The organism is Gilliamella apicola (assembly GCF_003202655.1).
GTDB classification, from domain to species: Bacteria; Pseudomonadota; Gammaproteobacteria; order Enterobacterales; family Orbaceae; genus Gilliamella; species Gilliamella apicola_R.
Map to the genome: position 1 here is coordinate 188,389 of NZ_QGLR01000012.1, position 19,283 is coordinate 207,671.

The 19,283-nt window shown below is 34.5% G+C and carries 15 protein-coding genes; 4 read left to right on the top strand and 11 right to left on the bottom strand.

What is annotated here, in order from left to right:
- Positions 1-86: 86 nt before the first annotated feature.
- Positions 87-1,553: an amino acid permease gene (locus DKK70_RS10725; RefSeq protein ID WP_258363941.1), complete on the bottom strand. Its 1,467-nt coding sequence runs from the start codon at positions 1,551-1,553 to the stop codon at positions 87-89.
- A 178-nt stretch (positions 1,554-1,731) separates the two neighbouring features.
- A complete protein-coding gene (locus DKK70_RS10730) occupies positions 1,732-1,998 on the bottom strand; it encodes a YkgJ family cysteine cluster protein (protein WP_146210871.1) in 267 nt (88 codons plus the stop codon).
- Positions 1,999-2,108: 110 nt separating this feature from the next.
- Between DKK70_RS10730 and yeiP the strand changes: the two genes are divergently transcribed.
- From yeiP to DKK70_RS10750, 4 genes are all read left to right on the top strand, one after another.
- Complete coding sequence (gene yeiP / locus DKK70_RS10735) at positions 2,109-2,681, top strand: elongation factor P-like protein YeiP (RefSeq protein ID WP_034884126.1); 573 nt, start codon at positions 2,109-2,111, stop codon at positions 2,679-2,681.
- A 14-nt stretch (positions 2,682-2,695) separates the two neighbouring features.
- Positions 2,696-3,592, top strand: a complete 897-nt coding sequence (ttcA, locus tag DKK70_RS10740; protein WP_110433989.1) for a tRNA 2-thiocytidine(32) synthetase TtcA — start codon at positions 2,696-2,698, stop codon at positions 3,590-3,592.
- Between the two features lie 227 nt (positions 3,593-3,819).
- A complete protein-coding gene (locus tag DKK70_RS10745) occupies positions 3,820-4,647 on the top strand; it encodes an MBL fold metallo-hydrolase (protein ID WP_110433990.1) in 828 nt (275 codons plus the stop codon).
- Between the two features lie 13 nt (positions 4,648-4,660).
- On the top strand, positions 4,661-5,881 hold the full coding sequence (locus DKK70_RS10750) for an MFS transporter (protein ID WP_110433991.1): 1,221 nt from the start codon (positions 4,661-4,663) through the stop codon (positions 5,879-5,881).
- Between the two features lie 52 nt (positions 5,882-5,933).
- Here DKK70_RS10750 and DKK70_RS10755 read toward each other — a convergent pair whose 3' ends face one another.
- From DKK70_RS10755 to rplM, 9 genes are all read right to left on the bottom strand, one after another.
- Positions 5,934-8,102: an extracellular solute-binding protein gene (locus DKK70_RS10755; RefSeq protein ID WP_110433992.1), complete on the bottom strand. Its 2,169-nt coding sequence runs from the start codon at positions 8,100-8,102 to the stop codon at positions 5,934-5,936.
- 75 nt (positions 8,103-8,177) lie between these two features.
- Positions 8,178-11,015 (bottom strand): bifunctional [glutamate--ammonia ligase]-adenylyl-L-tyrosine phosphorylase/[glutamate--ammonia-ligase] adenylyltransferase, encoded by a 2,838-nt coding sequence (gene glnE, locus DKK70_RS10760; protein ID WP_110433993.1) that lies wholly within the window; start codon positions 11,013-11,015, stop codon positions 8,178-8,180.
- A 1,229-nt stretch (positions 11,016-12,244) separates the two neighbouring features.
- The gene (locus DKK70_RS10765; protein WP_110433994.1) at positions 12,245-13,162 is read right to left on the bottom strand and encodes a CYTH domain-containing protein; all 918 of its coding nucleotides are present in this window, start codon (positions 13,160-13,162) and stop codon (positions 12,245-12,247) included.
- A 64-nt stretch (positions 13,163-13,226) separates the two neighbouring features.
- The gene (locus DKK70_RS10770; RefSeq protein WP_110433995.1) at positions 13,227-14,960 is read right to left on the bottom strand and encodes an ABC transporter ATP-binding protein; all 1,734 of its coding nucleotides are present in this window, start codon (positions 14,958-14,960) and stop codon (positions 13,227-13,229) included.
- Complete coding sequence (locus tag DKK70_RS10775; protein WP_110433996.1) at positions 14,953-16,779, bottom strand: ABC transporter ATP-binding protein; 1,827 nt, start codon at positions 16,777-16,779, stop codon at positions 14,953-14,955. The genes DKK70_RS10770 and DKK70_RS10775 overlap by 8 nt, the downstream gene beginning before the upstream one ends.
- Before the next feature lie 209 nt (positions 16,780-16,988).
- Positions 16,989-17,393, bottom strand: a complete 405-nt coding sequence (locus DKK70_RS10780) for a ClpXP protease specificity-enhancing factor (protein WP_110433997.1) — start codon at positions 17,391-17,393, stop codon at positions 16,989-16,991.
- A gap of 49 nt (positions 17,394-17,442) precedes the next feature.
- Positions 17,443-18,075 (bottom strand): stringent starvation protein SspA, encoded by a 633-nt coding sequence (sspA, locus tag DKK70_RS10785; protein WP_110433998.1) that lies wholly within the window; start codon positions 18,073-18,075, stop codon positions 17,443-17,445.
- Positions 18,076-18,377: 302 nt separating this feature from the next.
- Positions 18,378-18,770 (bottom strand): 30S ribosomal protein S9, encoded by a 393-nt coding sequence (gene rpsI / locus DKK70_RS10790; RefSeq protein WP_034901366.1) that lies wholly within the window; start codon positions 18,768-18,770, stop codon positions 18,378-18,380.
- Positions 18,771-18,781: 11 nt separating this feature from the next.
- Positions 18,782-19,210 carry a 50S ribosomal protein L13 gene (rplM, locus tag DKK70_RS10795; RefSeq protein ID WP_034901369.1) on the bottom strand — a complete coding sequence of 143 codons (429 nt, stop codon included), beginning with the start codon at positions 19,208-19,210 and terminating at the stop codon, positions 18,782-18,784.
- Positions 19,211-19,283: the final 73 nt, after the last annotated feature.

The window sequence follows — 19,283 nt, forward strand, 5'->3', positions numbered from 1 at the left end:
CAGTTTATAGGTTATTTTCTCTTTTTTAATACAATTCCGTCGACAGATGTCGACGGAAGCGCAATGCTAATTTAGATGTGATTAGATTAATCCATTTGAGAAAAATCCATTTGATCGTATTTTATCCATTTTGTCTTTTTAACAATCTTATAACCAAAGTAAATTGCAAGAAATAATGGAATACCGATGTAAGTGGCAATAACACCATTCCAATCAATGGTATCTTGTAAAAATGCTTCATAATTTTGACCTAGCGTAATAGTCAAACAGAGTACGAAGGCAAAAATAGGACCAAATGGGAAACAACTTGAGCGATACGGTAATTTATTCAGATCCCGCCCTTGTGACACATAACCTTTTCTAAAACGATAGTGGCTAATAGCTATACCAAGCCATGCAATAAACCCGGTCATTCCAGACATATTAAGTAGCCATAAATAAACTTGTTGGTCTTTGTATAGTGAAGTTAAAAAGCACAGCATAGCCACTAATGTTGTGGCAAACAGCGCCATATCCGGTACACCTGATGAAGATAATCGACTGAAGATTTTAGGAGCCTTCCCCTCTTTAGCTAAGGCATATAGCATACGTGTTGAAGCATATAAACCGGAGTTACCTGCGGAGAGGACTGAGGTTAAAATTACTGCATTCATGATAGCTGCTGCTGATAATAACCCTGCATGTTGGAATACTAAAGTAAATGGGCTAACACTAATATCCGTTTCGTCATTACGCAGTAAATTAGGGTCAGTGTAGGGAATAATTAAACTAATCACTAAAATCGCAAAAATATAGAATAGTAGTATACGCCAAAAGACTTGTTTCATGGCTTTGGGAATATTTTTTTCTGGATCTTTTGATTCTCCCGCGGCAATTCCAATCAGTTCGGTACCTTGGAATGAGAAGCCTACAACCATCGCAACACCGATCATTGAGGAAAATCCACCAACAAATGGTGCATCACCTATTTCCCAGTTTTGCCAACCAGCATTTTCAGCACCTTTTAAGATGCCAATTATCATCAATAAGCCAATCACAATAAATAATAAGACAGTAACCACTTTGATTAATGAGAACCAAAATTCAGCTTCACCAAAGCCTTTTACAGAAATATAGTTCAAGCAGAAGATGATACTTAGGAACAATAAACTCCATAACCAACTATAAGCACCTGCATCAAACCAATAGGAGATCACTAATTGTGCCGCAACTAAGTCAACCGCAACGGTAATCGCCCAGTTGTACCAATAGTTCCAACCAATGGCAAAACCAAAGGCCTCATCAACATAGCGAGCGCCGTAAGTTGCAAAAGTTCCTGAAACAGGAAGATAAGCTGCAAGCTCACCAAGGCTAGTCATTAAAAAATAAACCATTATGCCAATAATCGCATAAGAGAGTAAGGCGCCACCTGGTCCCGCTTGTGCAACCGTAGCTCCAGAGGCAACAAATAGCCCGGTACCGATTGAGCCACCAATAGCGATCATTGCTAAATGGCGAGCTTTCAAATCACGCTTTAATTTTTTTGTCATATCAATCTTCTTCTTATTAAACAGATTAAATTTACTAAATATCCTAGCTACTACCTAATGTGTTATAGATGAGTAACTGATTTAAGCTAATTTATTTGATATTTATCATTAGCTAATAAAGTGCGTGAAGTGTATCAAAAAAATTTATTTGCGAGATAAATAATTCTAATAATACAGCGGATATGTTAAATATTCGCAATACTTAGTTGCTAGTTAACTGTTCTAATTGAGTTAAATAATTGAATGCTTGGTTACGATTAGTACCACACATTTCAAAACATGGCTTTAAGTGACTACAAACTTTAGGGCGGGTTGCTTGACCAAATAATTTGCATTGAAAATTTTCATCCAAATTATAACAAGGGACTCCCGCCGGTTTGCCGTTTGGCATACCTGGCATAGCTGATGAGATCGACGGTGCGATACAACAAGCACCACAATTTTTACGGCATTGAAATGAATCAGTCATGAGAATTGGATGAATTTGAGATTGTTTTATAAATTTTATTGGTGACAATAGCAAGTTAAGAGTAAAATAGCGAGCTAATTTTTAACTCTTTTAAATATGAAGAATGTATTATGGCTAAAGCAAATGAAATAAAACGTGGTGATGCGGTCACCTATAACGGCAAGTTGTTGCTGGTAAAAGAAATTGATGTACAAAGCCCTAGTGCTCGTGGTGCAAGTACACTCTATAAAATGCGTTTTACCGATGTTAAATCTGGTGGCAAAGTTGAAGAGCGTTTTAAAGGTGATGATATTTTAGATACTATCGAATTATTTCGACGCCCTGTTAGCTTTTCTTATATTGACGGTGATGAATATGTGTTTATGGATAATGAAGACTATACGCCGTTTATTTTTAAGAAGGATCAAATTGAAGAAGAACTGCTATTTATCCCTGAAGGTGGTATGGATGGCATTCAAGTTTTAATGGCTGAAAGTGAAGTGGTGGCTTTAGAATTACCACAAACAGTTGAACTTGAAATCATTGAAACGTCGCCAAGTATTAAAGGTGCGTCGGCAAGTGCACGCACTAAACCGGCTACACTTTCTACTGGTCTTGTTATTCAAGTACCTGAATATATTGATAACCACGAAAAAGTTAAAATTCATATTGCTGAACGCCGATATATGAGCCGAGCGGAATAATCAATTAAATCGTGATGAATACATACAATCAAAATAAATTACATAAACGCTTACGTCGTCTTACTGGCGAAGCAATCGCTGATTTTAATATGATTGAAGAAGGCGATCGTATAATGGTCTGTTTATCAGGCGGTAAAGATAGTTATACATTGCTAGACATTCTTATTAATTTAAAAATCAGTGCTCCAGTGCAATTTGAATTAGTTGCCGTTAATTTAGATCAGAAACAGCCTGGATTTCCTGAACATGTTCTACCTCAATACCTAGAATCCTTAGGTATTGAATATAAAATTGTTCAAGAAAATACTTATGGTATTGTTAAAGAAAAAATCCCTGAAGGCAAAACTACATGTTCACTCTGTTCTCGGCTTCGACGTGGTATTTTATATCGCACTGCAACTGAACTTGGTGCAACCAAAATAGCGCTTGGACATCATCGTGATGACATTTTGGAAACCTTGTTTTTAAATATGTTTTATGGTGGCAAACTTAAGGCTATGCCACCTAAATTGATGAATGATTCAGGTGAGCATATTATTATTCGACCTCTTGCTTACTGCAAAGAGAAGGATATTGCCAAATATGCTGAAATAAAACAGTTTCCTATCATTCCTTGTAATCTTTGTGGTTCACAGCCTAATTTACAACGGCAAGTGATCAAAGAGATGCTAAATGATTGGGATAAAAAGTTTCCTGGCCGTATCGAAACCATGTTTCGTGCTACACAAAATATTACCCTTTCGCATTTATGCGATACGAATCTTTACGATTTCAAAGGGATTAAGAAGGGTGATATCGATGTTAATGGTGGCGATTTAGCTTTTGACCGTGAAGATTTACCACCAATGATGGGATTTGATGCCTCAGAACTTGATGATCAAGATCTAATTCTTTGGAAAGAAGCCAACTAAAGATTATCTCTTCCCGCTCAATTCCTCTATTATCGGCGATGATCAATATCGTCGATAATCTCTCCGAGCATTAAAACAGTAACCGTTAATATATAAAATTTGATCCAGCTCACGAATTAGCAAAAAAAAATATTAATTTTATTGTGGTTATAATAACATTAAAATAAAATTGAAACGTTCCAATTTTTATAAAATAACGGTGTTTAAAGTTTAATTAGGAGAACAATGTGAAATTACAGTTTTTGGGTACGGCTGCATCGGAAGGTATCCCAAATCCTTTTTGTAAATGTCAGATTTGTGAAAAAACACGCATTGAAAAAGGAAAAAATATTAGAACCCGCAGTTCTATTCTTATTGATGATATTGTGCAAATTGATTTTGCCCCAGAATATAGCTATCAAGTTATGAGAGAAAACATTGATGTCACCAAAATAAAGGACTTATTGTTTACTCACACTCATCCTGACCATTTTAATGTCGGCGATCTATTTAGTCGTATGGTGGATTATGGTTTTAATATTGACCATCCTCTACATGTCTATGGCAATGATATTGCTATTAATGGCTGTTTAAATGTCCTACCAGGATATAGTCCTGAGCGTTTTGTATTTAATTTGTTAGTGCCTTTCCAAACAGTTGTGACTTCTGCTGGTTATACCGTTACGGCTCTGCTGGCTAATCATGCTAAATGGGAATTCTGCTTTATTTACTTAATCGAAAAAGATGGAAAAACGTTACTGCATGGCCATGATTCAGGCTATTTCCCTGAACTCACTTGGCAGTGGTTAAAAGATAGCGGTAAAAAAATTGATATGGCTATTTTTGAGTGTACTTACGGCTACAAGCAGAATGATAAGACCAATAACCACATGAGTATTGAAACCGTTATTGCAACGCAAAAGCGTATGTTAGATGAGGGTATTTTCGATTCAAACACTCAACTTATCACTTCTCATCACTCGCATAGCAGTGGTTTTATGCATGATGAATTGGTTGAAATATTTAAACCTTACAATATTCAAGTTGCCTATGATGGCTTGACGAAGACGATTTAAAATGGAGTTTTATATGTTTAAAATACCACGCTTACTGGTAATGATGTTTTTACAATATTTTGTGCAAGGTGCATGGAATATGGTTATTGGGGCAGTGCTTGCTGCTTATGGATTAAAAGAAATTGTTGGTTCGACTTATTCTGTTTTAGGGATCGCAACCATTATCTCTCCGCTTTTTATTGGAATGATTGCTGATAGATTTATTGCCTCGCAAAAAGTAATGGGGATATTACATATTCTTAATGCTGGTGTTTTATTTATCATTCCTAATTTTGTCGAAAGTGGTAATATAGCTGGCTTTTTAATTATGATTTTTATTGTTGGGTTATTATTCTATCCAACAACTGCTTTAGCGAATAGCGTTAGCTTTAGACATATAGATGGCGTGCGTTGGTTCCCAATTATTCGGGTATTTGGTACTATCGGTTTTATGATTGTCGGATTGATTCTTGGTTACACCGGATTCTCAAGTTCAATTAACTCATTTTTACTTGCTTCTGGTGCCTCAGTGGTTTATGGGATCTATTGTTTCACCCTACCAAATACACCGCCAACCAGTCGAAATAAAAAATTCTCAATCCGTGATGCAATGTGTTTAGATGCATTATCACTTTTCAAAGATAAATATTTCACTATTTTCATGCTTTCGACTTTTGTCTTAATGATAACTAAAACTGCATATAGTGCTTATTTACCAGTGTATCTACCTGTATTAGGTCTAGAGCCTGCTTCAATGATGCAAATTGCCATCGCAACCGAAGTACTATTTATGTTCCTTTTATCATTCTTATTAAGTCGTTTTGGCTTCAAAAAAATCATTTTATTCGGCGCAATTTGTTGGGTAATTCGTAGCATGATGTTATCGCTGGCAGCAACATCTGACGGTAATATGTTCTTCTATATTATTGGTACTTTGTTATTACAAGGTATTTGTTGGGACTTCTTCTTTACTGCGGGTGATATCTATGTCGATAAGAAAGCCGGTCCAGAAATTAAAGCTCAAGCTCAAGGCTTACGTTTTATTGTTTCTAACGGCTTTGGGGTATTTATGGCGGCATCAGTATGTGGATTTATCAATAATCGCGTTGTTACCGAAAAAACACTACCAAGTGCTGGACCACAATGGCAAGAGTTTTGGATCTACCCTGCTGTAGTTGCCGCAATCGTTGCTGTTGGTTTCTGGTATTTCTTTAGAGATAAAGATGTCATCATGACACCTAACAAGCAGAAGTAGATATTAAAGTAAAATAATTGCTTTAATTTAAAAGATTTATCATGGCTAATAATTATTTATTAGCCATATTTTTTTCAATTTCCGAATTGATCAACTCAATGACTTGCTTTGAGCTATATTGATTGATGATCCATTGTGTGAGATGTTTACCAATAATGTTTTCCATCAATCTTAAATTAACCGCGTTCCCTGTCATGCTATTTTCCCGAATTCCATTGGCATATTGTTGTTGTACCACTGGTAACCATGGATAACTTTTAATAATTCGATGATTTTGAAAAATAGTATTTTGTGCAGTTGCCCCGCCAAGTAGAGCTATTTGTTCGCTAATTTCGGTGGAATAAAGCCAATTGAAAAAAGTTTTTACTTGTTCTTCTTTAGAGCTATATTTTGATATCCCTAGGGAACCACCACCAAATAGTGACTTTTTGCCAGGTACTTTGGCATATCCAACTAAAGGTAAAATATTACGATGATTGATATAGCTAAATAAATTCATATAAACAATTAACATGGCAAGTTTACCTTGTTCAAATAAATTTACCGACTCTTGCCACCAAGTTGATTGTATATTTTTAGCCACGCTTATAAATGATCGCATCTGATTCAAAGTACTTAGCGCAATAGCTGGATTTAAACCAAACTGATTAGCGTTGATTAACTTTCCACCTTGAGAATAGTAACGAACTAAAAACTCAGATGCGATAAGTTCATAATTACCGAGAGTAATACAACTGCCAAACTCTACGAGGGATTCGGGGTTTTGTTGTCGATTAAAAAAAGTTGCAATTTGGTCAAACTCTTTAAAGCTTTTAGGAATATCCAGATGTTGCCGATATGTTTCATAATAAGCCCGTTTAATTAACGGATCATTAAATAAATCTTTGCGATAAAAGAGCATCTGAACACTAGGATCAAAAGGAATAGCATAAGCGGTGCCATTCACATAACTAAAGCGCTCAACAATTTCTGGAGGATATTTTGCTAATAGCTGATTTAAGTTAATATCTAAGTTGGTTAAGGGTTTAAATACCGACGGTGCGAACCATGGTAATCCGGCCATATCAATTCGAATGATATCAATTTGCTGATGCTGCTCAAGTTGATTAAGAACTGGATATATTTCATCGAAAGGTTTTATTATTAAGTTAACATCAATGCCACTCATCTTTTTAAAATGCGGCAATAGTTTTTTAACTGCTTGGGTTGATGGACTGGGTAATATCAAAAAGTTAATGGTTTGTGAATGTTTAGTGATGTTATCAGAGCCTGAATCAGGTAATAATGAAAATCCTTTATTCTCAATCTGGTTAACCGTTTTTCCTTCAATCAACTTAATAATTTGCTCACTTAATATGCCATAATTCATATGGTATTGGTAAATATTATCTTCATAAAAAAAACTATTATTAGTTAATGTATAAATTGCAGGACAAGATTGTAGACTACCAAAATAATTTGCATTGCGCACAAAATGAGCTCGATCCATATCCATGGTGATAATAGCATCATAATTAACCTGCTCGTCTGCAAAAAAACTAAAGGCTAAGTTATAGGTACCGTTAGAAGGTTTTGAGGTAATGTTATTCAGGGTTATATCGTAATGCTGTTCTTTGAAGGTATTTTGTAAACCTTTTTTGAAGGTTTGGATATGAGTATAATGTTCTGAATTACTAAATAGGCCAATGCGACGATAGGATTTTTTCATTAACTCTTTAGCAATATCTTGCCCGGCTTTTTCATAATCAAGGGACACAAACTGCTGTGCGGATAAAGGTTTTCGATATACAAAGATGATTTTTTCTTTAGGTAATTTAACTTTTTGGTAATAGTCAGTAGCATCGGATAATGAGCTAACCACTATAATGGCATGATCACGTTTGGCCGCTATTTTTTGTATTAATTGTAATTCAAGTTCTTTAGAATCATAAGTTAGATAAAGGGAAAGTTCATAACCCAGTCGGTTAGCTTGACTAAATAGACCATCATATAAATTGCTATACTGCTCTGAGGTAATATTTGGCAGTATTACCGAAATAGATTTGGTTGAACCTTCTCTCAAAGTTTTGGCTGATAAATTGATTTGATAACCAAGTTGTTGAATCGCTTGTTCAACCAATTTAATTTTTTTTACACTAACATTACCACGGTCGTTAAGTACATTTGAAACAGTACCATGAGATACCCCAGCAAGTTTCGCAATATCTTTGATCGTCGCCACTAAATATTAAACTCCATAAGTTTTTCTTATTAATCAAATCAACAACATTAATCAAGAATAGATTTGGACTAACTATTATTTAAGCCATTTTAACCAGCTTTGGTTAACAATCTGTTTTTCTGATTTAAAACAGGAATCATCAACGGTGCTAGGTAAAAGTTGTAATGATAATTGATGTATTTCATTACGCATATCAATATAAGCTTTAGTTAGTTGCTCTGCTTCTTGACTATCCATAATTTGATAATTTGCCGCTAACTCTAGAATTCGTACGTTATCACTCCATGTGGTCATTTTAGGGTATTGATGTGCATAGTTTAGTACCAGATATTGAGATAAGAATTCAATATCACCAATACCGCCTTCATCAATTTTTAAATTAAACCGATGAGATTCAGTAGTACCTAAATGGGCTCGCATCTTTTCACGCATCTCTCGGACTTCGGTTTTTAATACATTTTCCTCACGCTTTTTACATAGAACATCATGTCTGATTTGATTAAAGCGTTTAATAAGATCTACTTCACCATAAACAGCTCTTGCTCGAACCAGTGCTTGATGCTCCCAGGTCCAAGCTTCATGCATTTGGTAATCATAAAATGCACTCAAGCTACAGGCTAATAGTCCTGCATCCCCTTGAGGACGTAAACGAACATCAACTTCATAAAGAATACCAAAGCTGGTGCGGACATTAAATAGGTGAATGATTCGCTGCACCAATCGCAAGTAAAATTGGCGACTATCAATCTGTTTATCCCCATTGGTCATGCTATCGACAGGACAGTCGTGAAGAAATACCAGATCTAAATCAGAACCATATCCTAATTCTAAGCCACCCAATTTACCATAAGCAATAATAACTAAGCCTTTTTGATTATCGGTTAAATGTGCGGGTATTCCATAACGAGCCACCATTTGATTCCACGCCATTTGAACGACAAAATCAAGCAGTGATTCAGCGACATAGGTTAAATGATCACTAACTTTCATGGTATTTAATACCTGTTCAACATCAGCCGCCGCTATGTGCAGTAGTTGCATCTGTTTGAACTGCCTTAATGCCTCAAGTTGTTGTTCTTCATCATCAACCTGAATTCTCAGTAAATATTGATAAAGTTCACTTTTGTATTCATTAGGTGCAACAGTTTGATAAAGTGAGTTAATATCTATTAGTTCATCTAATAGGATTGGATAATGTGCAAGCTGTTCACTAATCATTGGCGAAGCACTACATAATCGAATTAGTTGCTTCAATGCGGTTGGGTATTCAAGCAGTAATTCTAAATACGTTGTTCGACTAACAATATTCACTAATAGCGGTAAAATCCGCGACAATACGATTAGCGCATGCTTATCATTACAAACCGATTCCAATAATCTTGGCATTAGCTGATCAAGGATTTCTCGGCCGCGAACACCAATCGTCCTTTTACCGATATCATCACGAAATTGGCAAAGCATCTGATAGAGCTTTTCTGCATCATCATGTGCATAGTTGGTTAATACCGAAGTAACATCACTTAATTGTAAATCCGGTACCCAAAGATCAGCATATTGGTCGTTGTTTACGTTATGAACTGTTTCTGTTGATTCATCACCGATAAGCTGATTGAAAATTTGTCGAGTAAATTGCATTCTTCGAGTGAGTTCCGTTACAAATTCGTTCCAGTTACTAAAATTCATGCCGATTGCTAAACGTATTTGGTCTAATTCATCTTCTGGTAGAGTTTGCGTTTGCTCATCATGTATCGCTTGTAATAGATTTTCACAGCGACGTAAGAAGAAGTAGTTTTCTCGTAGCGTATTTACTTCGTTAACATTAAGTAGGGATTCTTGTTCAATCACCTGTAGCGCCGATAATAGGGAACGAGTTTGTAAACCAACAACTCGGCCACCGCGAATAAGTTGAAAAACTTGTACGATAAACTCTATTTCACGAATACCACCTGCCCCAAGTTTGATATTATTGGTTAAACCTCGACGACGAACTTCGCGTTCAATCATGCTTTTCATATTGCGCAATGATTGTAATACACTGAAATCAATATAACGGCGGTAAACAAAAGGTTTTAGCATTTGGTAGAGTTCTTTGATGTAAGGATCTTGCTGATCGCCTAGTATTTTCGCTTTTACCATAGCGTAACGTTCCCAGTCTCTGCCCTGTTCTTGATAATAGTCTTCCATCGCGGAAAAACTCAAGACGAGCGGACCGCCATCGCCAAGCGGACGTAAACGCATATCAACGCGGTAAATAAAACCATCTTCGGTAATTTGGTCTAAAGCTTTTATTAGACGTTGTCCCAAGCGGGTAAAAAAGACAGCATTGTCTAATTCTCGCCGGCCACCTTGTGTTTGACCATGCTCAGGGTAGGTAAAAATAAGATCAATATCGGAGGAAAAATTAAGTTCTCCACCACCTAATTTCCCCATACCTAGGATGAGTAATGGCTGAGCTTGTCCCTGTGAATTATAGGGAGTTCCCCATTCTTTACAACTTAGTTCATAAAGCCAATCTCGTGCAGTGACAATAATCACCTCAGCTAAGTGAGAAAGTTGCAATAAAATTTGCTCATCACTACTTGTGCGAGTTAATTGTGACCATTCGAGTCTTAGCAAAATATAGCGCCTAAATAATCTTAGCGCTTTCATCAATGCTAACTCATCAAATATTGATGCTAATTTTTCAGTTAACCACGGTTGATAGTAATTTCTTTCATCAGCTTGCGGAGGATTGTTAACAATATCAGTCAGCCACTCTGGATAGCGATAAACAGCATCAACAATAAAGTCACTTTGCAGCAAAATATCAAGGTTATCGAGCACCTCTTTTGCATCACATTGTGATAATTGGGAGATAATTTTCTGTTTTTGCTGATCAATTAATGGTGAAGCTAGCGATATAGGCTGAGACATAATAAGCACTCACTTAAAATAGTTACATGTTGATGAAATCACCTAATTAACTATTATAAATGACTTTTTAAGTTCACCTATCTTTTTATTAAACAAATCGCGAAAAACAGTATTGATACTTTTTCGCAATCTGTTTACCGATAAAACTATAGCTGCTGACTATCGTTAGGTCTTATATTACTTGTTTACCTTATCATTGTTATTGGTTATAACGTAACGGCCAATAACAATGTTATATTCTTTGATTGGAATAGTGAGTTAATGTTTATCAAAAAACAGCTTTGTCATCTTTCTTACCAATAGACAACTTGAAATCAACAAAGTAATTAAAAACATCCATAAGTAGAACAATTTAAAAGTACTAGAGATAATATCGAATGGTAGGAAATTATAGATATAGTTGTAAATGTATAGAATAAGTACTAATAAAAGGCAGTTTAATATAAAGGTAATAAGCGAACTAAAAATTACCTTTTTTAAAGCCAAAATTTCTGTTACCGCTGTAAAGCATTTTCTTAGCAAGAAATAACCAATTAAATTTACTATTGATAAAAATGTCGCCAATAAGACGATAGAGAAAATCAGGTTACTTAAACTGTAATACATACCATCGAAAAGCAACAAATATGACATGGTAATAAAGAAACAGTTATAAAAACAGATGAATAATACCATATGTAACTTCTGACTTTCTGTTTCGGTTAATATGATTTCGTTACAGATATAATTTTTTTTGAATAATTTAATACTAAGATAAGTACAAAGTGTTATAAAAAAATAGAAAATGAGATGTTCTGCGAGATGAAATATATATGCCGAAAAATTATCTCCATCTTTGATATTTAAAAATCTTAGTTTAGACACAATCCAATCATAACTATAAGAGTAGTAACTCCAGCGAAAAACCATGTAGCTTAATACAATAAATATGGCAACTAAGAAGGTATTAATAATGTTTTTCCGATTAATTATGGAAATGGAATACTGATTAAATGCTATTGTGGAAATAGTAAAAAGAACTACTGAATTAGGTATTTGAAGTAAAAAATTGATTAAAACTTGCTTAACAATTTTCAAGGCAATTTGATCAGTCCCAACATATAACGATATAAAATCGTTATCAAATTTGGTAAGATAAATAACGGTAAAAACACTATATAATAACCAATAAAATACCACTAATAATAGTGGTAATTTGAAGAGAGTTGTTTTCATTTTAATTCGTATACCTATTTTTTATTTATTTCAGCCATTAACAACAACTTGAACTTGTTATTCACCTCGCAATAAGCAAACTGTTTAATCGAGTCAATAAATGGTATCGCCATTTGCCACTGTTTAAATTCAGGCTCAATTTGCAGATTTTGGTTAATAAGTATCTCGTTTATTTGAATAAGTAGCTGTTTATAAAAAATTAAATCATTATTTGCTAAAGCATATTCTTCATTTTGTTGCCAAAAGTTTAGTAGACCGGCTAAATCTTGCTCAATTTGTGAGGAAAAAATAGTAGGAGTTAAGGTTAAGTTATCTAATAAACGATAGCCCCGAGAAGCTTTACTTTGAGAAAATAGATGTAAATTAAAGCGACTTAATTCGATAGCAAAGTTGAGCAAATCTTGTTTATTGCCTTGTTTGATTTCTAACTCTACCTCTTGTATTGGCATAGATTGACCATTTGAGGTAATTTGCCCCAAATCTAAAGCAACTTCAATTTCGCTATTGGCAAATGAAATCAGCCAAGTTTGCCGTTTAAAATTGGTGGTAAAAAGAGGCCTTAACTGCGTTAACCCATTAGGTAATGCCTCTTTCGGTAGGACACTTAAATCGAGCTTATCATTAGGTAAAGGTTGGTTAATTTCAATGCGTTCATGTAATCCACCTACAGAATTACCTTTTGATTTTAAGGTAATTTCAAAACACTTACTTTGCTCAGTTTCTGTAGTTCGAATTCGAAGACCACAACCATTAAGTCGTAAAAAATGATCTTCAGTATCGTAATAAGTGTTAGTCAGATTTAATTGACTAACCAAATGTTGTTGCGATGAAAACTCGGCTTCATCACAACAAACCCATTGATTTAAGTAATTTTGTAACTGCTCTATATCACTTTGATTGATTTGAAACTTTAATTCAATTTCGTTACTCATTTGTCTGTTTTTTATCAGTTATTTTGCTATATGATATACTGATTAAGTTGATAAATATAGCCTGTCATGAAGTAATCGAAAATGTCTGTTTTTGTAAACTATAAAGCTTGGTAAATAAACCATTTCTTGCCATTAATTCATGATAATTACCTTGTTCAACAATTAAACCTTTATCTAAGACAATAATATTATCCGCACCGACGATGGTTTTTAGGCGATGAGCAATAACAATCACGGTTCGATCTTTGACTAAATTAGCAATTGCTTCTTGAATATAAACCTCATTTTCTGGATCTAATGAAGCTGTAGCTTCATCAAGTAAAATGATTGGCGCATTTTTTAATAATGCTCTGGCTATTGAGATTCGTTGTCTTTCACCACCTGAAAGCTTACTACCGTTTTCACCGATTAATGTATTCCAACCATCTGGTAATCGAGCTATAAGTTCGTCACATCGGGCTATTTTAGCTGCTAGTTTAACTTCCTCATCACTAGCATTATGCTTACCAATTCGAATATTATTCATGATGGTATCATCAAATAATACTACCTGTTGAAAAACAAAGGCCATGGAGTGCATCAAGGTTTCAGGATCAATCTGTTTTATATCCTGATTACCGATGGTAATTTTACCGGAATTGACATCCCAGAAACGAGCAATCAATTGCAATAAGGTACTTTTACCGCTACCTGATGGTCCAACTAATGCCGTCATTTTATTTTCCGGAATAGTACAACTTAAATCATTGATAACACTGGTTTGGTTATAGGAAAAGTTAATATGATCAAGATTAATAGTAAAATTATCAAAAGTTACATCATCTTTACCTTCCATGATTGATTCAGTTTGCAGACTCTTCATTCTGTCGATAGAGACAAGCATATAAAACAGTTCAGGTAATAATGTTAAAACCGATATCAAAGGGCTATAAATCCGAGAACTAATAATGATAAAAGCAATAAAAGTAATTGGATCCAAACTACCGGTAACCATCAAATTAACGCCTAGGAGTACAACAATGCCTAAACCGACCTGCAAGACCATGGTAGACAAGGTGACAATAATGCCGCCTATTCCTTCAAACTTAATTGATGCCCACATCATATTTTTAAGGGCTTGATCTAACCGCTGGAATTTTTTACCACTTAAGCCAAATCCTTTTATAATCTTTATACCTTCAAGATATTCTTGAACTTCGCCTGATACAGCTAATTTGGATTGAACATGTTTTTCCCCTAATTTTTGCTCTAACCTTTTACCGACAACAACAATAATAGTGGCAATTGGCAAAGTACAAAAAATAGCGCCAGCCATACGCCAATCATAAAATGCTAATAGACAACATGTTATAAAGCTACTTAATGAATAACCAATCAATTGCGGTATTACATGGCTAAGCATGTTTTCTATAACCGCACAGTCTCCCATAATATTAGCAGTGAGCTCTGAAAGATCTTTTCGATTGAAAAAGCTAAGCGGTAATTTTCGCATCTTTTCAGCAACTTCAATTCGGGTATTAGCTGCTTGACTAAAAGCATTAGTATAAGTTTTTTTATATTCTCTTTTATAACATAGTAAGAACAAGATTGCTGATAGCCCTCCTAAGCCAGCCATCATCCAGAGATAATAAATATTTACCGGTATTTGATTAGTTAATGGTTCAATTAACAGTATGATTATTTGTAACAAAATGACAAAAGGTAACATTAATGACAAATTGGAAATGCTACAAGCTATTATAGCTTGATTAAGATTTCTACTTTCGATATCAGACAACATTAAGATTTTTTTAAACATGTGCCACCTCATCATTGTGACTAGAACCATCCATCTGCCAATCTAACGTTTGTTTATAGTATTGCCACATTTTGTAATAGGTTTGCTGACGATCAATAAGTTCGTCATGGGTTCCCTTCTCAACAAGGTTACCTTTATCTAAAACTACAATCTGATCTGCATCTTTTATTGTCGATAAACGGTGAGCAATCATAATAACGGTTTTACCTTCCATCAAAACTTTCAAGGCAAGTTGAATTTTATATTCGTTTTCTGGGTCGGCAAAAGAAGTCGCTTCATCTAAAATCAAGATAGGCGAATTTTTTAATAGCGCTCTGGCTATCGCTAAACGTTGCATTTCCCCTCCTGAAAGATGCATTCCTTTGGCGCCAATTACAGATTGATAGCCATCAGGCAGTCTTTCAATAAATTCATGACATTGTGCAGCTTTAGCTGCGGCAATAACTTCATCTAAACTAGCATCGGGTTTACCGATTTTAATATTATCGAGAATAGTTTGTTTAAAAAGAAAAACATCTTGAAACACGAAACTTACTAGCGATAATAAATAGTCACTCTTCATTTGCCTAATATCCACACCACCAATCGTGATTGAACCTTTATTTGGATCAAAAAAGCGAGGAATAAGTAAAGATACTGTACTTTTACCACTTCCCGACAGTCCAACTAGCGCGGTAGTGGTTCCTTGTTTGGCATCAAAAGAGATATGATTCAAAGCATTATTTTCTGGGGCATCGCTTGCCTCATTTGTATCATAAGCGAAAGTAACCTCATTAAAACAAACATCATAATTATCGACTTCAAGGCCCGATTCTGGCTCAACCAATGGCTTGGTATTTAAAATGTTATCCATATTTTCAACACTTTTCACTGCTCGTTGTAAACCTTGTGAGACATACAAAAGTTTAAAAAATGGTGCCGGTAATGCCAATGAGAAGATCAAATAGAAAATAGAAGCCAAAATAAAATGCGCATAATTATCAGTCACACCTAATAACCAAATTATTACTGGAACAATAAAAAGATAAATGTTATTTAAGATAAGAATGAAAAATGCCATATGGTATTTGAAGCAATTAATAAACCTAAGGCAATATTGTTCATAGGCTTTAATGGATTCATAAAAACGTTTAAATGAGAAAAACGTTTGGTTAAAAGCTTTGACAACCGTTATTCCGCGAATATATTCCACCGATGCATTGCTCATATCAACAAGTCGCTTTTGAAACTCTTGCATATTGTTTTTGATACCTTTTCGACGGTAACCGCTGATTAACACAATATAGGCTAAAATTATTGGTACTAACGTTGCTAAACCTAAACGCCAATCGAAAAAGGCTAAAATAATCAATATAATCACAGGTGTTGTAAATGATCCAATGATATCTGGTAATTGATGGGCAATAAAAATCTCAATTTTTTCAATATCATCATCTACAATTTTTCGTAATTCTCCACTCGAATGTGCAGTATAAAATCCAAGTGGTAAACATGATAAATAACGAACAAAATTATATTTTAAATGATAGAGAGTTTTAAAAGCGGCAATATGTGAAAAACAGAGTGCAAGAAAATTAAAAAAGATTGAACAAGCAGCACCTATAAAAGCCAACCAACCATAATTAATGATAAGCTCACTATTTAATAGTTGATGATTAACCAGCGCCGTTATTATTTCGTAAACTATATAATAAACTGAAATAAAGGGAATAAAAGCTGTCGCCACACTCAGGATTGAAAATAAACAAGAAAAGATAATTATTATCTTATATCTAAATGTGAGTTGCCAAAGCCGATAACTGGGATTACTTGTTTTCATTGAATAAGCACTTTATAACTGAAATAATAATCATTATCAATTATAAATTATCAAATAACAATTACTTTCATACATTGTATGATTTATCTTCACTATTATTAGGATAGATATTATCTTAGAAAGGAAGGTATCCTATTTTTAGCAACATTCAAAATAGGATAATAAAATTAGGTGAGTAGTTAAAAATAATTAAGAATAGTTAAGAATAATTATTTAACTACTCGGAAAGGATTATCCGGTTTGGCTTTTTCTGATGGTTTATTGATGCCGTCTCTTAATGCTTTGTAATGTGGTTCATCTTCAAATCCCATCCCCACTCCATTTTCACGTGCATAGATAGCTTCAATGGCGGCCATTGGCACCACAATATGTTGCGGAACGCCGGAAAATCTAGCATTAAATTCAATTTGATCGTTATTTGCCAAATATTGACCAACCGAATGAGGAGCAATATTAAGTACTATCTGATTATCTTTGACAAACTCTTGTGGAACCAATACGCCATCAATTAAAGTATTAACCACAATATAGGGAGTTAATTCGTTATCTAAAATCCAATCATAAAACGCCCTAAACATATAAGGACGACGAGGAGTCATGTTATCAAGTTCCATAACGGCTACCTTGTTGAGTTGCTAAGCTGTAATTATTTAAAATAAAATATTATGCTCTTATTTTTCTTTCATCTTCAGTTAACGAGCTTATAAAAGCAGGACGTTCAAAAATACGTGCCATATATGATAGATAATTTTTCTCAGCAATTTTTGGTAATTCAATACCGATCATTGGTAAACGCCAGAGTAATGGTGCAAAATAGCAATCACACAAAGTAAAATCATCACTCATAAAATAATCTTTTTCTTTAAACATAACCGAAATAGAAACTAAATCATCAAGCAAATTTTTACGCGCTTCTTTGGCTTCGTTACTATCAGGATCGGCTAAGATGGTTTCGTAAGCACTGTACCACTCTTTTTTAATACGGTACATTGTTAAGCGAGAATTTGCTCTAACAATTGGGTATACCGGCATTAATGGTGGATGAGGAAAACGTTCATCTAAATACTCTAGGGCAATATGTGGTTCATATAGAGTTAGGTCACGATCGATTAATGTTGGAATTGAACCATATGGATTAAGATCCAATAATTCTTGAGGTAAATTATTTGCTGTAACAAATTCAACCTCTGCGGTTACCCCTTTTTCTGCCAACACGAAACGAATCTGATGGCCGTAAATATCAGTTGTATCACAAAATAATGTCATTACAGAACGTTTATTAACAGCAACAACCATGTTCACTCCAAATATGCAAATTTAAAATAAGTTATTATATGATTACTATTCTAGCAAATTGGATAACAAATTTGTTAAAAAAAATGTATTTTCTTTTTGTTTTTTCTAAGAATAGTCTTTTTAAACTTTTGTTAACGGCGTTTAAAAGAAGAAAAATAGATAAAATAAAATAATTATCTAATTGAATAATTTACAATTAATAAAAAAGTAAAATTATTATTACGGTAGTTTATAGAGCAATATTAAATAATCAAAAAAACCCAGCATAGGCTGGGTTTTGAAACAAATTTGTAACGTAACAATTAACGTTTGCTGAATTGTGGACGACGACGAGCTTTGCGTAGACCCACTTTTTTACGTTCAACTTGACGTGCATCACGAGTAACAAAGCCCGCTTGACGTAATGAAGAGCGTAAAGTTTCATCATATTCCATTAATGCACGAGTAATACCGTGACGAATCGCACCAGCTTGACCTGAAATACCACCACCTTTAACAGTAATGTAAAGATCAAGTTTGTCAGTCATTTCAACTAACTCTAAAGGTTGCATTACAACCATACGAGCAGTATCACGACCAAAGTATTGCTCTAATGAACGTTTGTTAATAACGATATTTCCACTACCTGGTTTAATAAACACGCGAGCAGCAGAACTTTTGCGGCGACCTGTACCGTAATATTGATTATCAGCCATCTTCTATCCCCTTAAATATCTAATACTTGCGGTTGTTGTGCCGCATGATTGTGCTCACTACCAGCATAAACTTTAAGTTTGCGGTACATTGCACGACCAAGAGGACCTTTCGGTAACATGCCTTTTACAGCAATTTCGATGACTTGTTCAGGATGACGTTCAATCATTTCTTTAAAAGTCGCTTCTTTAAGTCCACCGATGTAACCAGTATGACGATAATAGATCTTATCAGTGCGTTTTTTGCCTGTTACAGCAACTTTTTCTGCATTGATAACGATGATATAGTCACCTGTATCAACATGTGGTGTATATTCTGCTTTGTGTTTACCACGCAAACGGCTTGCGATTTCAGTAGCTAAACGACCTAACGTTTTACCTGCTGCATCGACAACATACCAGTCGCGTTTAACTGTTTCTGGTTTAGCTGAAAAAGTACTCATTTGTATTTATCCAAATTTTAATTAATCTCACGTTAATAAATCAATTGATTTATTTACACTTTTTGATCGCTAC